The sequence below is a fragment of the Kurthia huakuii LAM0618 genome (genome assembly GCF_000505545.1).
GTDB lineage: Bacteria > Bacillota > Bacilli > Bacillales_A > Planococcaceae > Kurthia > Kurthia huakuii.
On sequence record NZ_AYTB01000013.1, the window covers coordinates 147,447 to 163,368 of the forward strand.

General features: G+C 39.5%; 15 protein-coding genes and 1 riboswitch. Of the genes, 13 read left to right on the plus strand and 2 right to left on the minus strand.

What is annotated here, in order from left to right:
- Positions 1 to 177: 177 nt before the first annotated feature.
- Positions 178 to 1,911 (minus strand): ABC transporter ATP-binding protein, encoded by a 1,734-nt coding sequence (locus V514_RS0110560; RefSeq protein ID WP_029499916.1) that lies wholly within the window; start codon positions 1,909 to 1,911, stop codon positions 178 to 180.
- A 418-nt stretch (positions 1,912 to 2,329) separates the two neighbouring features.
- A riboswitch (cobalamin riboswitch) is annotated at positions 2,330 to 2,504 on the plus strand.
- A gap of 135 nt (positions 2,505 to 2,639) precedes the next feature.
- Here V514_RS0110560 and V514_RS0110565 point away from each other — a divergent pair.
- The 9 genes from V514_RS0110565 (at position 2,640) to V514_RS0110605 (ending at position 11,135) form a co-directional block, all read left to right on the plus strand.
- Positions 2,640 to 3,653, plus strand: coding sequence for a FecCD family ABC transporter permease (locus V514_RS0110565; protein WP_200864031.1), 1,014 nt, complete (start codon positions 2,640 to 2,642; stop codon positions 3,651 to 3,653).
- Positions 3,654 to 3,655: 2 nt separating this feature from the next.
- A complete protein-coding gene (locus V514_RS19030; RefSeq protein WP_035944665.1) occupies positions 3,656 to 4,414 on the plus strand; it encodes an ABC transporter ATP-binding protein in 759 nt (252 codons plus the stop codon).
- A gap of 15 nt (positions 4,415 to 4,429) precedes the next feature.
- Entirely contained in the window at positions 4,430 to 5,401 is a 972-nt protein-coding gene (locus V514_RS19035; RefSeq protein ID WP_035944668.1) for an ABC transporter substrate-binding protein, read from the plus strand.
- Entirely contained in the window at positions 5,394 to 6,047 is a 654-nt protein-coding gene (locus V514_RS0110580) for a sulfite reductase (RefSeq protein ID WP_029499918.1), read from the plus strand. Before V514_RS19035 ends, V514_RS0110580 begins: the two co-directional genes overlap by 8 nt.
- A gap of 501 nt (positions 6,048 to 6,548) precedes the next feature.
- On the plus strand, positions 6,549 to 7,112 hold the full coding sequence (gene ahpC / locus V514_RS0110585; protein WP_029499919.1) for an alkyl hydroperoxide reductase subunit C: 564 nt from the start codon (positions 6,549 to 6,551) through the stop codon (positions 7,110 to 7,112).
- Positions 7,113 to 7,338: 226 nt separating this feature from the next.
- Positions 7,339 to 8,898, plus strand: coding sequence for an alkyl hydroperoxide reductase subunit F (gene ahpF, locus V514_RS0110590; protein WP_029499920.1), 1,560 nt, complete (start codon positions 7,339 to 7,341; stop codon positions 8,896 to 8,898).
- Positions 8,899 to 9,019: 121 nt separating this feature from the next.
- Positions 9,020 to 9,577: a hypothetical protein gene (locus V514_RS0110595; protein WP_029499921.1), complete on the plus strand. Its 558-nt coding sequence runs from the start codon at positions 9,020 to 9,022 to the stop codon at positions 9,575 to 9,577.
- A gap of 299 nt (positions 9,578 to 9,876) precedes the next feature.
- On the plus strand, positions 9,877 to 10,143 hold the full coding sequence (locus V514_RS0110600) for a hypothetical protein (protein WP_029499922.1): 267 nt from the start codon (positions 9,877 to 9,879) through the stop codon (positions 10,141 to 10,143).
- Between the two features lie 98 nt (positions 10,144 to 10,241).
- Positions 10,242 to 11,135, plus strand: coding sequence for a 3-hydroxyacyl-CoA dehydrogenase (locus V514_RS0110605; RefSeq protein WP_029499923.1), 894 nt, complete (start codon positions 10,242 to 10,244; stop codon positions 11,133 to 11,135).
- A gap of 46 nt (positions 11,136 to 11,181) precedes the next feature.
- Here V514_RS0110605 and V514_RS0110610 read toward each other — a convergent pair whose 3' ends face one another.
- Positions 11,182 to 11,661, minus strand: a complete 480-nt coding sequence (locus V514_RS0110610; protein ID WP_029499924.1) for a hypothetical protein — start codon at positions 11,659 to 11,661, stop codon at positions 11,182 to 11,184.
- Between the two features lie 639 nt (positions 11,662 to 12,300).
- Here V514_RS0110610 and V514_RS0110615 point away from each other — a divergent pair.
- The 4 genes from V514_RS0110615 (at position 12,301) to V514_RS0110630 (ending at position 15,571) form a co-directional block, all read left to right on the plus strand.
- Positions 12,301 to 13,095: a hypothetical protein gene (locus V514_RS0110615; protein ID WP_029499925.1), complete on the plus strand. Its 795-nt coding sequence runs from the start codon at positions 12,301 to 12,303 to the stop codon at positions 13,093 to 13,095.
- Between the two features lie 143 nt (positions 13,096 to 13,238).
- On the plus strand, positions 13,239 to 13,415 hold the full coding sequence (locus tag V514_RS20405; RefSeq protein ID WP_161630192.1) for a hypothetical protein: 177 nt from the start codon (positions 13,239 to 13,241) through the stop codon (positions 13,413 to 13,415).
- 67 nt (positions 13,416 to 13,482) lie between these two features.
- The gene (locus tag V514_RS0110625) at positions 13,483 to 14,175 is read left to right on the plus strand and encodes a response regulator transcription factor (RefSeq protein WP_035944671.1); all 693 of its coding nucleotides are present in this window, start codon (positions 13,483 to 13,485) and stop codon (positions 14,173 to 14,175) included.
- On the plus strand, positions 14,168 to 15,571 hold the full coding sequence (locus tag V514_RS0110630; protein ID WP_029499927.1) for a sensor histidine kinase: 1,404 nt from the start codon (positions 14,168 to 14,170) through the stop codon (positions 15,569 to 15,571). Before V514_RS0110625 ends, V514_RS0110630 begins: the two co-directional genes overlap by 8 nt.
- Positions 15,572 to 15,922 lie beyond the last annotated feature (351 nt).

Consider the following 15,922-nt stretch of genomic DNA (forward strand, 5'->3'; position numbering starts at 1 on the left):
AGAATTCTATAGAAAATGAATTTGAAAGTAAAGAAAAAAGTTAGCGGAAAGAGAAAAAAATATGTTAAACGCTAGAAATATGGCGAAATAGTGAAAAAATGACTTGATTATTCGATGAAAGGGTTTACAAAAACGATAAAAAAAGAAACCGCATCATGCGCGGTTTCTCAAACTTCATTAATTTACCATCTGCTCATTTACATAGGAAGCATAGAGTGGATGTGTGACTAATAATTCGTGGTGTGAGCCGTGACCTGTCACTTCACCATGCTCAATAAAGTAAATTTGATCGGCATCAACAATTGTTGACAGGCGGTGCGCAATCACAAGCGTTGTCCGACCTTCCATTAATTGATCGAGCGCACGTTGCACTTTTTCCTCTGACTGCGAATCAAGACTCGCCGTTGCTTCATCTAACATTAAAATTTTCGGATTGCGTAAAAAGGCGCGTGCAATCGCAATCCGTTGTTTTTGTCCACCAGATAATTTGACGCCGCGCTCGCCAATTTCTGTTTCCAATTGTTGCGGGAAGCTTTTGACAAATTGCTCTGCATATGCAAGCCCCAAGCCATGCCACAATTCATCATCGCTTAATGTACGCCCTAAACCATATTGTAAGTTATCGCGAATACTCCCTGCAAAAACCGCGCTATCTTGTGAAACATAACCAATTTGTACACGCCAATCGGTCATATCGAGTTGTTGAATGTTTTGACCATTCACAGAAATCGTACCACTTGTTGGTTCATAAAAACGTTCTAATAATGCAAAAACAGTCGTTTTCCCACCGCCACTTGGCCCAGCAAAAGCGATGACCGAGTTTGGTTGCGCGTCAAACGAAATATTTTTTAGCACCGGACGATCTTCATGATAATAAAATGACACATCGCGTGCTTGAATCGTGTGGCCAACGACATCGATTGTCGTGCCATCGCCGGCAGGTTCAAATGGCGTTGCTAAAATTTGTTCAATGCGTTCGGTAGCGCCCATCGCTTTTTGGATTTGCGCAAAGAACATCGCAAATGTGGCAGCCGGCATTAAAATATTAAATAAATAAAGTAAGAAGGCGACAAGTGAGCCGGTTGTTAATGTACCAGCTTGTACACGCACCGCCCCGTAGCCAAGAATCCCAACAAGTAAGCCTAAAATAACCGTCATCATAATTGGCTGTAGCACCGCTTCGATTTTTGCATCTTTGACACCTAATGTGAAAATTTTCGCAATAAACGTGCGCCCATTCGTTTGTTCAAATGGTTCACCATTACTTGCTTTAATTAAACGAATTTCTGCTAGTTTTTCAGTTGCCTCAGCGTTAAAGTCAGCCGTAGATGCTTGTAGTTTTCGCCCGATTTTAGACATGATTTTACCAATTGGGAATAGTACAAGCGCAATAATTGGTACGGCAATTAACATAATCGACGCCATTTTCCAGTCCATAATAAATAAAATAATCATCGAACCGACCAGTTGAATAAGTCCGGTAATAAAGCTTGGGAAATGCGACGTCACAAGTTCTTTAATAACGCCGGTATCATTAACAAGGCGCGAGCTACTTTCACCTGATTTGTGTTGGTCAAAATAGCTAACCGGCAATTTTAACAAATGGTCCCATAATTTTTCACGCAATGTTTTGACGGCACTTTCCCCGACATAGCGTAAGAGAAAGCCACCAATCGTCCCAAAGATAAGCTGAGCCGCAAATGCCAGCAGTAAAATGCCGAGCATCGTTAAATCAATTTTTGCGAGCTGACTCGTATCGACTAACGTTTTCATGAATTGCGGTACGAGTAAACTCGCAACACTAGTCACCAAACTTAACGCAATCCCTAATAGAAATAAGCCTTTTTTGGGATTGACGCTATTAATTAGCCGCAAAAAATCTTTCATTTTAAATGTCTGTTTTGTTTCCATTATTGCCCTCCGTTATCTTTTTGCAAATTCCTGTTGTTTTATCATTTTTTTCGCAGAAGACACCCTCCTCAATTGTTGCTAATTGCTTTTGCGTGAAGCGCTATTTTTCTCTATGATAACAATGGCGCTGCTCACTGAGAAATGCTTGCTTTTTTTGAGTTCAACATGCTTCATAAGCAGTGTATGAAATGTGTATAGGGGTCGTTAAACTCGTATCATTTAAGACCTTCTTTCTATATAGAAAAGGTTCCGTGCCAACACGCTTAGATGACGTCTGCATTCGGGCATCTAATTCTTTGTCAAACATACCATATTTCACAATTAATTAGGGATTTCCTGTACAATATGCTTCTTTTTCTTTCGCTTACCACAATTTTATGACAACGCTCGCAAAACGGTGTTATCATGAATAGAGAACACAATTGAATCGATTATTGGCGCTACCAATGTAGCTTAATAGGGAAGAACGGTGAAAATCCGTCGCTGTCCCGCAACTGTAACTCTGAGTGTCTGACCATTACCACTGCGCAAGCGGGAAGGGGTGAGAGATGATGACGAGAAGCCAGGAGACCTACCAATAATCCTCGTCTATTCAACTCACGCGGATGAGTCTGAAATGGTAGCGTTTTTTTGCGTCTGCTTTTTCAAGCACTTTTCTGTCGAAAGGTGCTTTTTTTGTTGTCAAAAAGGAGGAGAACATCATTCGGAAAAAGTCCTTTTTTATCATGATGGCTGTCTTAATGGTCGTCTTAATCGCCTCGATGGTGGTCGCAATTGTCGTTGGGTCAGTAGGCATTACCCCGTCACTTATTATGCATGTATTATTGCAAAAGCTTGGCATCGCAACCGATGGAGTGCCGACACGTGCCGAACAAATCATCATTTGGGAAATTCGTGTGCCGCGTGCATTATTAGCCGCTACCGTTGGGGCATCGCTAGCTGTAAGTGGCGCTGCGATTCAAGCGCTTGTCAAAAATTCGATTGCGGACCCGTACATTTTAGGGGTGTCATCAGGTGCTTCGGTTGGGGCAACGGCGGTTATTTTAGTAGGTGCTTTTAGCTTTTTAGGTATTTACGCGTTGCCACTTGCTGCATTTTTCGGCGCCTTAATCGCCGTGTCGATGGTCTTTATGCTTGCGCGTGTCGATGGCCGGACATCTGTCATGCGACTGTTATTAGCAGGTATTGCCGTGTCGATGGTCTTTAGTGCTGTTACAAACTTTATGCTCATGATGTCAAAATCGCAAGGCGGTATTCAAGCGGTCATGCAATGGATGCTCGGGAGTCTTGCTGGTGCTAAATGGTCAAATAGCGTGATTCCATTGCTCGTCTTTGTTGTCGTCTTTAGTTTATTATGGCTTAGCTATCGCCAATTAAATGCGCTATTACTAGGAGAAGAAACGGCCATGACGATGGGCTTTAGCGTCGAAAAATTCCGCTTGTATATTATTGTGCTCGTATCGTTACTGACAGGTGTTGCGGTGTCAGTAAGTGGCAGCATCGGCTTTGTTGGCTTGATTATTCCACATGTCGTTCGCATGATGATTGGCTCGAATTACAAATGGGTGTTGCCATTAAGTGCGTTGCTCGGCGCTATTTTTATCGTGTGGGCAGATATTGTTGCCCGCTTGGCGATTGCACCTGAAGAAATGCCGATTGGAATTATTACGGCACTTTGCGGTGGGCCATTTTTCATTTGGATGTTGCGTAGACAGCGCTATCACTTTGGGGAAGGAGATTAATGATGATTCGACTGCACGACATTTCATTTTCAATGGGTAGTACTACTATTTTGCACGACATTTCATTGACGATTGCACCAGGAAAGTTTATCGGCGTCGTCGGCCCGAATGGCAGTGGTAAATCAACGATGCTGAAAATTTTATATCGTTATTTAATACAGCAAACTGGCCGCGTAACACTATATGACAAAGAACTTCAACACTATACGGCGAAACAATTTGCAAAGCAGATGGCGGTCGTTAGTCAAGAATCACCGACTGTTTTTGATTTTACGGTTCAAGATTTAGTATTGATGGGCCGCATGCCATACAAAAGGTTACTGAGTACAGACAACAATGAAGATTTCCGTATTGTGGCGCGCAGTATGGCACAAGCCAATGTAACGCATTTAGCAAAGCGTACATTGAGTGAGCTATCGGGCGGCGAAAAAAAGCGCGTGATGTTGGCGCGTGCGCTCGCACAAGAAGCAGAAATTTTAGTGTTAGATGAACCAACGAATCATTTGGACATTCAACACCAATTACAACTGATGGATTTAGTAAAGGGCTTACCGATTACGATTATTGCCGCGTTGCATGATTTAAATTTAGCAGCCGCGTATTGTGACGAATTATTCGTTATGAATGAAGGGCACTTACATGCTTTTGGTACACCTGAAGAGGTGCTCACAGAACAGATGTTAGCCGACGTATTTGGTGTGCAAGCACATATTACGCAAAATCCATTAACGAAAAAGAGGCATTTATTTTTTTATACATAGAAGGGGAGCGTAAAGATGAAAAAAACATTATGGGGTGCATTAGCGGTGACAACGCTACTATTAACAGGATGCGGTGAAACGGAAAAAACAGCGGATCAAAAGCCCGAAGCAACGGCAACGATCACAATTAACAATGAAGGTGTCACAACACACTATGAGCAGGCGCCTGAAAAAGCTATTGCTGTTAATCAACACGCAACTGAAGTAATGCTTGCGCTAGGACTAGAGGATAAAATGGTCGGGACGGCGTATTTAGACAATCAAATTTATAAGCCGCTTCAAAAAGCCTATAATCAAGTCCCGGTGCTCGCCAAGGAATATCCGACAAAAGAACAAGTTATCGCAACCGAAGCCGATTTTGTGTATGCTGGCTGGCCAAGTGCCTTTGATGCGAAGGCCATTGCGACACGTCAAGAATTAGCAGCGCTAGGCATTAACACATATATTCAATCATCATCGGTTAAAGTAGCGCCAACGCTGGACGATGTTTATCGAGATATTCAACAGCTTGCGAAAATTTTCCGTATTGATGAACGCGGCGACAAATTAGTCGCAGACATTAATGATGATGTGCAAGACATTACCGAAGAACTACCGGCGACAAAAAAACCATTGAAAGTACTCATTTATGATAGTGGGGAAAAAGAAATTTTTACGGCGACGCAAAACTTTATGAACACGCTCGTAACACTTGCTGGCGGCACCAATGTATTTGGCGATATTAAAGATAATTGGGCAACTGTATCAAAAGAAGAAGCAGTTGACCGTCAGCCAGAAGTCATCGTCATTATGGATTATGGTGCGACAACGGCTGAAGAAAAAATGGCCTTTTTGAAAAAGGACCCCGCACTCAGTCAAACGCCTGCTGTACAGCAACAGCGCTTTGTCATCTTACCATTGTCAGCGGCATCTGAAGGTGTACGTGTCGCAGAAGCATTAGAGATTTTAGCGCAAGGCTTTTATCCAGAGGCATTTAGCAATGACTAATTTTAACGACAATTTTGAACGTGCAATGGAGCTACCAATGCCCGCGCGTACGTTTGCGAAGTTGAACGCGGCCGGAGATTTTGTATCATTAACAGTACGCCCAGGGCTTATTAATAAACATGTAACGGCTGAGCAATTACAAGTCTTAGCGCAATTAGCAGATGAAGCGGCTGTGAAATATTCAGCTGGTCATAGCTTTATTGTATCTGTAGAACAGCAAAAGCTAGAAGCGGTTGTAGCAAAATTGACCGCAGTGGGCCTTTATGCGATTCAACCGGGTGCACGAGCCGTTGTAAAATGCTGTGACTTCTGTGATGGCGACCGCTTAGAAGCACTATCTTTCGCGCGCGAGCTACTACAACAAATTGAGCAATTGCCAATGAAAAAGCGTCTGCGTATCGGTTTTAATGCGTGTACAGAAGCTTGCTATAACGCGGTGCGAGATGATATTGGACTCGTGTATCACAATGGTTACATTGATTTATATGCGGGCGCTGTGCAAATGGGTCGTCGTGCGAGTTCGGGAACACTCTGGAAGCGTAAAATACCGGAACACGAGCTATTACCGCTACTTCAAAATATACTATCTGATTTCGAACAATCTGATTGTAAAACGTTTGCGGCATTTGTAAAAAGAGGTGAGTGAGAAATTCATCTCTTTTTGCGCATAAAATTAATTGCATGTGTTGTAGTTGCTACAATGGGATGTGCGAAAACATTAAAAATAAAGAAGAAATGGTTGGCGTTATCAACTAGCTTTAAAATACTTTCTCATTTGTCAAATTTTCAAATTCGACAAATGAGACTTTTCATTTAAAAATGACGTTCCTGTGACAACTAGTAATGCTAATTGAGAAAATCAAATGTTAGAAAAAATGAAAAATGACGCAAAATACAAAATTGAGTGCTGTTCGAGCATATTGTGAGTTATTTCACATATACAATTATTTTAAAATATAAAATGAATGAAAATGGCTAAACGTAAAGGACGTACTCTAAATCAACATTTCAAAAGAATTCTGTTAAACTGTAGCAAAAGGGTTGACAGAAAAACCTTTTCGTATGATAATTTAAGTGTAAACAATAATCATTCTAATTAAAAAATGGTTATTAAATATAATACGAGCTAAATGGAGGAATATTCGATATGTCATTAGTAAACAAACAAATCTTACCATTCACTGCAGATGCATTCCAAAACGGTGAATTCAAAACTGTAACAGACGATACATTAAAAGGTAAATGGGCTGTTGTCGCATTCTACCCAGCTGACTTCACATTTGTGTGCCCAACTGAACTTGAAGATTTACAAGCTGAATACGAAACATTAAAATCTTTAGGCGCTGAAGTATACTCAGTTTCAACTGATACTCACTTCACTCACAAAGCTTGGCATGACCATTCAGAAGCAATCTCTAAAATCCAATACACAATGATCGGTGACCCAACTCACGCGATTTCTCGTAACTTCGACGTTTTAGACGAAGAAGCAGGTCTTGCTCAACGCGCAACTTTCTTAATCGATCCAGACGGTATCGTACAAACGATGGAAATTAACAACGATGGTATCGGCCGTAACGCTTCTCAATTAATCGACAAAATTAAAGCAGCTACTTACGTGCGTAACCACCCAGGTGAAGTTTGCCCAGCGAAATGGAAAGAAGGAGCAGAAACATTAACTCCTAGCCTAGATTTAGTAGGTAAAATCTAATTTCTTTGTTAGCGAACATTGAAACGTAACAGAGAGAAAGGAGCGCGATAACCGCGCTCCTTTCTGCTATTAACATGAACGAACATGCTCTCTGTCTTCTAAAATAGAGGTGGAAATTCGAACTTTCTTGAGAGCAAATCCAGATTGACTGTCACGTATAGGATGCACGATTTGGAATGACTATACGACACACAAACATGACGATTTGAAAGGACGATGATTATTCATGGCAGTATTAGATGCAAACATTAAAGCACAATTAAATCAATTATTAGCATTACTTGAAAGTGACTTAGAACTTACATTAAGCGCTTCAGACGATAAAACATCACAAGATATGCGCGAGTTAGTAACAGAGCTTGCGGCAATGTCACCACGTATTACCGTAAAAGAAGCGACACTTGCGCGTACGCCAAGCTTCAGCATTAATAAATCAGGTGAAGAAGCGTCAGGCGTTGTATTCGCAGGTCTACCATTAGGTCACGAATTCAACTCATTAGTATTAGCGCTTCTACAAGTATCTGGTCGCGCCCCAAAAGTAGATGATGCAACAATTAAACGTATCGAAGCAATTACAACACCTGTAAACTTCGAAACATTCGTCAGTCTTACATGTCATAACTGCCCAGATGTCGTACAAGCATTAAACATTATGGCGGTATTAAATCCAAATATTACGCACACAATGGTTGAAGGTGGCGCGTATCAAGATGAAGTAAAAGAAAAAGATATTTTAGCGGTCCCAGCAGTTTATACAAATGGTGAATTCTTTGAAGGTGGCCGCATGTCACTTGAAGACATTCTTGATAAATTAGGCGCTGCACAAGATTCAACAGGTTTTGACGACAAAGAAGCGTATGATGTATTAGTAGTTGGCGGTGGCCCTGCTGGTGCAGCATCTGCTATTTATTCAGCGCGTAAAGGGATTCGCACAGGTCTTGTAGCGGAACGCTTTGGCGGCCAAGTCAACGATACATTATCGATTGAAAATATTATCGGTACAAAAGCAACAGAAGGTCCCGCTTTTGTAGCGAGTCTAGAAGCGCACGTTGCAGAATATCCTGTAGATGTTATGAAAAACCAACGCGCGACAAATATCGCCAAAAATGATTTAGTCGAAGTAACACTTGAAAATGGTGCGGTACTAAAATCAAAAACGGTGATTGTCTCAACAGGTACACGCTACCGTCAATTAGGCGTACCAGGTGAGCAAGAATTTAAAAACAAAGGTGTGGCATATTGTCCACACTGCGATGGTCCGTTATTCAAAGGCAAAGATGTAGCGGTTGTTGGTGGCGGGAACTCAGGCGTTGAAGCGGCAATCGATTTAGCAGGTATCGTGAACCACGTCTATTTATTACAACGTAGCGGTGAGTTAAAAGCGGATATCGTGCTACAAGATCGCTTACGCAGCCTACCAAACGTAACGATTTTAACAAATGCCTTAACACAACAAATTACAGGTGAAGGTACGGTTAATGCATTAGAATATAAAGATGCTGTAACAGGTGAAGAAAACATCATCACATTAGATGGCGTCTTCATTCAAATTGGTTTATTACCAAATACAGAATTTTTACAAGGTACACTTGAATTAAACCAAAACAACGAAATCATCGTTGATAAACATGGTGCAACAAGCATGCCAGGCGTATTTGCAGCAGGTGACTGCACCGATACAATTTATAAACAAATCGTCATTTCAATGGGTTCTGGTGCTACAGCAGCACTTGGTGCATTTGATTATATGATTCGTTCGGATGTAAAAGAATTAGTCGAAGCTTAATAAATTGTGAGCACCTCTTCATGTGAAGGGGTGCTTTTTTAATAGGTAAACAATCGCCGGAGGACCTATTTTACTTGCTTAAAAAAAGGGTAAAGGTTACAAACGTTGAAATGAGGTGGCAATGTTGAAAAAACGTCTTAAAACGATGTTGATTGCAGCAGTGGGCGCATCAGGTTTAGCATTTAGTACACCAGCTTTGGCTGAAACAGTAGGCAGTGGCGCAATGTTTTTACCAAGCACGACAAAAACATATACAACGCATGACGCGTATATGATCCCGCAAAAGAACACATTCTCTTACAACTACGGTGATTCAAAACGTGAACGCATTAGCAATACGACAAAAGGCTATGCTTATTATTACACCGACAATCGCCTCGTTGTTTTTGAAAAAAATACGCATTTTTACATCTTTGTTCCAATTAAATTTCCGTTAACAGAAGGGAAAACGTATGCACAAAGCTATCCTATGGAAGGGCAAACCGTGAAATGGAAAGTGACGGTTCAAGACGTTGGCGGTACGAAGAAAATTGGTACAAAAACGTATACGAATGTTATGCGTCTGAAATTTGATAATGGTGATAAGTTATTGCTTGCGAAAAATCATGGGCTTATCCAAGCGTTGCACAAAGAAAATGGTGCGTATGTAACAGATTTTAAAATTGTTGACTATCGTTAAAAAACTGCGTCGCTAGCGGCGCAGTTTTTTAATGTTGTGGGTGCGTATAATCAAAAAATTTTTGATGAAAAATCTTAAAATGAATGTTTAAGTTTACATAATAACGGGAAAAAATAAAACTTAACAGTGATGTGAGTAAAGTAATGGTTTTGTTTTGATTTTTGGGGCTTAAAGTAATGGTGTTTTTGATAAATCATTAAATAAATGTTACCTTCTTCATGATAAGTGGGTGCGTTACGTATTTAGGTAGGATGCTACATATTATATTTTTACTATTAAACTAGGAAGGGTGTAAGTAGATGAATACAAAGATTAGGACAAGTGATTTATTTTTTCTTCAAGATAATCGCTTATCACTGGCCGCTAAAGGATTGCTAATGTATTTGCTCGCTAACCCAGAGGAACGTTATGCTACTTGTGAAGATTGGTTAGTAGATACAAATAATACACGAGAAGAAATGCAGTTGATGCTTAATGAATTAATACAATTTGAATATGTTGTGCTAAATGACCAGCATCTTTCTTTGCCATTTGTTTGCGGAAAAAAAGAAATACTTCATGTATAAGTGTCACATTTAAATGTAAGTGTTTACTTGTTTTTTTGTGAACATACGTTTAAACTGAATTTATAAGTAAACACTAACTTTTAAGAGGGGTAATTTCTATGACATATAAAAATGTAACAGTAGCAGGTAGTGGCGTATTAGGTAGTCAAATTGCGTTCCAGACAGCTTTCTTCGGTTTTAATGTAACAGTATATGATATTAATGAGGCAGCGATTGCGAAAGCACGACAATTATGTGCGCAACATAAAGAGACATACGGTGCGTATTTTCACGATGAAGCGCGCGCTGAGCAAGCATTTGAAGCATTACGTTATTCAACGGACTTAGCGGATGCCGTAAGTGATGCGGATTTAATCGTTGAAGCAGTGCCGGAACGTCTTGATATTAAACAAGGTTTTTATGAACAACTTGCACAAGTGGCGCCAGCAAAAACAGTCTTTGCATCCAATTCTTCAACGATGTTACCGAGCCAATTTGCAGCATACACTGGTCGTCCAGAGAAATTTTTAGCATTACACTTTGCAAATGAAATTTGGCGTAATAACACGGCTGAAATTATGGGGCATGCGGGCACTGAAAAACAATATGAGGAGCAAGTTGTAGAATTTGCACGTGAAATTGGTATGATTCCATTCCATCTTCACAAAGAACAACCAGGTTATATTTTAAATTCATTGTTAGTGCCATTTTTAGATGCAGGTATGCAGCTATGGGCTAAAGGAGTAGCAGATCCAGCAACCATCGATAAAAACTGGATGATTGCGACAGGCTCTCCGCGTGGTCCATTTGCGATTTTAGATGTTGTTGGCATGGAAACACCATACAATTTAAATCTAGCAAAAGCTGCAGCTGGCATTCCAGGGACACAAGAAATTGCAGATAAATTAAAAGCTGAATATATTGATCAAGGAAAAATGGGCATTAACACAGGTGAAGGATTTTATACGTATCCAAACCCTGCGTATGCTGCAGCTGATTTCTTGAAAAAATAACGATTAAAAAAGAGAGCTTTCCGCGATGGAGAGCTCTCTTTTTGAGTTAAAATTCATATTTTTCGCGATGATTTGAGCTTGCAGGAATGAGCAGCGAAATTAATGCGAGGAAAATAATGAAGCCGACAAATGTAAACGTATTAAAGTAAATATTAGTAGAATACGCATTAATCATTGAAAAGACGACATCCGTTTGTTGACTATTTAACGCATTTTTCAATTGGAAAACATCGCGCATTGTACGAAATACAATAAAGATGGTCAGCACACCATATAGGACTAGTAACACTATACGCATACGCGCGTTGAACATGCGATGGAAATTTCGAAGCATAATGACTGTGGCAACTGCAAAATAGACAATGAAAATAAAGCCTAATTGAAAGTAGAAGCTATTGTATAAGCCATCTGCATTTGCTTTATATAAATCAATATCAAAATCTGGTGTTAATACGTTCATACTCATCCAGACAAAGATGGTCGCCAAGCCTGTAAAAAACATGGTGATATATAAAATTGGTTTCAAAATACGACCCTCCGTTCTGCTTTGCTTCTATTAGTATATCAAAAATAAATATGTATTTTGAGACATTTTCAAAAAGAATTTGTAGAATCCTTTAGCGAGGACATGAACGAGAGAATCAAGCCATTTCAATTGTTCATACGCCCTCGTATTTATACGCTTTAGGAGAAGTGAATGTTCCATATACAGAAAGAATTTTCCTGGCTTTGTTGAAACCATTGCGCCTCGCAAGACGTCAAAAAGTACGTACAATGCAACAAGTTGGGTTGTGTATCGTAATCTAGCGATGAAATGATGCCGTTTTACAGTACCTGCTAGGGTATCATAGTAATAGAATGGCAAATTTTATAATATGTACGCAAATTTTTGTGAAATAAATGATTAAAAACAAGTCTAAAGGTACGTATAGCACGTAATAAATAAGCGTTGGAAAGCTGTGTTGAAAGTATTTCAATATACTTTAACAACGATTGCATGTAACAGGACGATTTTGTTAAGAATGGTATAATAATGTCATAAAGTAAGAGAAAAAGTAGTTCAATGTTAGAAATACTTCATTGCATTTCACGATATACTTATTATTGTGACAAAATGTTCTTTGTGTAAAAACAAAATTACAGGTATACTACAAGAGGAAATGGAGTGAAACTTATGCAAAAAATGATGCTTTTGACGGCAGCAACAGTTGCCATGTTAGCTGCTTGTGGAAATAATTCTGATAATTCAAGTGCTAACAACGAGCAAGCACCAGTGACTCAAACAGCGGAGGAGTCTTCGAGTGCGACAACACAAACAGAGGACGAACAAACTGAAGCGGATGAGCAGCAACAAGAATCCACAACATCCGATAGTAAGGATAGTAATGCAACAACAGATGAAGAACAACAACCGACTTCAAATGACGAGGTCACTACTGAGCAAGAAACGACAACTGAAGACAATAAAGACACCGGTGCTGTAAGTGGAGAAACGGAGTCTGAAACAGCTAAGGCAGATTTAACAAAGCCACTCAGCTTAAAAGAAGATGCCACAGATGATTCGATTGTTATTTATGATATGAACGATGAGCAATTTATTACAACGCGTGTCGATTATTCTTACGCGACAGAAGGCTCTCAAACGAAAAAAATCTTAATGACATTATATGATCGTTATTATACGACGTATTTTAATAATTATGCGGTATCAAAAGATGAGAAAAAAGTTATTCTTGATCTTAATGGTCAAGGGATGTTAGAAAATAATTTTGCTTATACAAATGAGAATTATGTAGAAATCATTACCTCACTATTTACAAACTTTCCGAAACTCGAAACGATTCAATTTAAAGTAGATGGACAAGTGACTGAACTAGATCACTTTACAGAAACATCGCGCGAAGATTGGGAAAAAATGTTTGAGCAAAATGATTACACATACAATGTAGTAGAAAACTAATTCGTTTATGGATAAAGTGTGGAGCCATCACAAATAGTTTGTGACAGCACCACGCTTTTTTTTTGCCATTTTTCATGAAGTAATTTTTTGAAACGTAAACATCGTTATACTAACAGTAATGCGTACGAAACGGAGGAAAAAAGATGTCTACAAAGCAGATGTTTATTAGTATGTTTGTGATGACAATTGTGACATTCGTTGCCGTATATTTAACAGCTGTTTTTGAAAATGTTTGGATTTGGGGCGTCTGGTTTATGTTAATGGTCGCCATTGTTGCTTGGTTTATGTTTATTAAACCGAAGTTGCATAAATCGTCATGATTGTGAAAATCGCGCAATAGCGCGTTTTTTACTATTTACGCTATACTGATGACAAGGAGTGATAGTGATGCGTTTATTGGTCGCAGAAGATGAAGTGCTCATGCAGGAGCTATTAACGTTGCATTTGAGCGCGGATTATGATGTTGTAATTGCGAAAGATGGTGCTGAGGCACTTGAAAAAATTAACCTCGAAACATTTGATGCTATTTTATTAGATATTATGCTGCCGTATGTGGATGGTTTTACACTTTGTGCAGAAGTACGTCGTATGAGTCAGACACCGATTTTAATGTTGACGGCACGCACAGAAGTTGAAGACCGTGTACGAGGATTAGAATTAGGAGCTGATGACTATTTAGTAAAGCCATTTGATTTTGCGGAGCTAAAGGCGCGAATTCATGCGTTGATTCGTCGTTCAACGATGCAGGAAGAAAAGGATGAATCGGTCATTCAATATGGGCCATTTAAAATGGATATTCAATCGTTTAGCGTTTATATGGATGGGCAAAAAATTGATTTTACTGTGAAAGAATTTGAATTGTTAAAGCAACTAGCGTTAGCGCCGAATCAAGTGTTTACGCGCGATGATTTGCTGCACTTATTATGGGATGAGGATCATGAACGCGATGGACGTGCGATTGATTCACATGTCAAAAATGTTCGTTACAAAATGAAAAAAATTGGGACATCTACAAAGCTCATTAAAACCGTCTGGGGCTTAGGTTACCAATTTGATATGCCTGAGGATGCGCATGTTTAATCGCGTCGGCTTTAAATGGGGTGCGCTTATTATGGCGCTCTTTTTAATTATTTTAGTGCCACTAGCGGTGTTGATTGATCGTATTTTTGCAAATATTTATAGTGATTATGTCGATGCCTCCGTTGAGAAGCTGGCGACGCGTGCCGTGATGCAATTGGAACAAGAGCCTGTTATCACGTCAGATCGTATTGATTTAATGCTTAGTTTAAGCGATGATGCCATTATTGTGTTTGATAAAAATGGTAAAATCTTATCGCGCTCGGCATACGAGTTTTTTGAACAAGATACGATTGATGCACAGTGGCGTGAACCGCTTGAAAATGGCGAAAAATCGTATACAGGGAGCCGTACGGAAAATGCTACAGGAGCGCGCTATCATTATGTGGCAAAGCCGCTATTAAAAGCCGGAAAATACAACGGTGGCGTGCTCGTGATGTCCAATGTCACGAGTTGGTACGATACGATGAACCAAGTACGTTATTGGACATTGCGCAGTATTTTAATGGCGATTTTGTTGGCATTTGTTTATACGATGCTAGTGTCATGGAAGCTATCGCGGCCACTTGTAAATATGACTGCAGCTACGCGTAAAATTGCGAAAGGCCAAGATACAAAAGTAGTAGTAGCGAGCAAAGATGAACTTGGTGTACTTGGTGAATCGATTAATGATTTAAGTGTCGAATTAAATAATTATCGTAAAAATCGTAGCGAATTGCTGGCGAATATTTCACATGAGTTGCGAACGCCGGTATCGTATTTACAAGGCTATGCGCAGTTGATTGAAAATGGTCAGTATCATTCCGACGAAGAATTGAAAAAATATGCACATATTATCGACACAGAATCGGTACGCTTATCGAAATTGATTCAAGATGTTTTTGATTTGTCAAAAATGGAAGAAGGCATGATGACGTTTTATAAACAGGCAGTTGATATAGAGGAATTGCTTGAAGGCGCCGCAGATAAGGTGCAATTAAAAGCGCAGCAAAAAAATCTTGCGCTAGATGTAGCCATTCAACAACCGCTGCAAGACCTTGAAACAGATGGCATGCGCTTTGAGCAAATTATTATTAATCTATTGCAAAACGCTGTCAATTATACGCAACAAGGTACGATTACATTGCGTGCATTTGAGAAAAAAGCGACATTGATGATTGAAATTAGCGATACAGGCACTGGGATTCCAGCAGAAGATGTGCCATTTATTTTTGACCGCTTCCATCGCGTTGAAAAATCACGCGTGCGCGATAAAGGTGGTACGGGCCTCGGTCTTGCGATTGTGAAAGCCTTAACGGAAGCGCTCGATGGTGAAATTGCCGTTGAAAGTGTCGAAAATCAAGGCACAACCTTTAGATTGTCATTCCCAATTCATACTTTTTCCACAACTAACGATTAAACTAAACATATAAACTCATGAGACTCCACCCCCGGATGTCATGGATACAAAAAACTCACCTACGTCAGGAATAGGTGAGTTTTTTAATCGTTTATCGCAACGACATACTGAACAGGCTAGTTTAAACTGAGCTATTTTCCTCTGTTGTCATCATGCATCTAGTATCACCATCATAGGATGAGTAAATTTTTTTTAAATAGCTTTATATTTAAATGTATAAAATTCTAATAAATAAGCTTTTTATTAAAAAATACAATTATACATTAGTGAAAAAAGTTAAATCCCCTTTACAATACAAGTTTTTTGAGTTAACTTTTATTTGTGTTTGGTTAACTCAAATGCAAAAAGGAG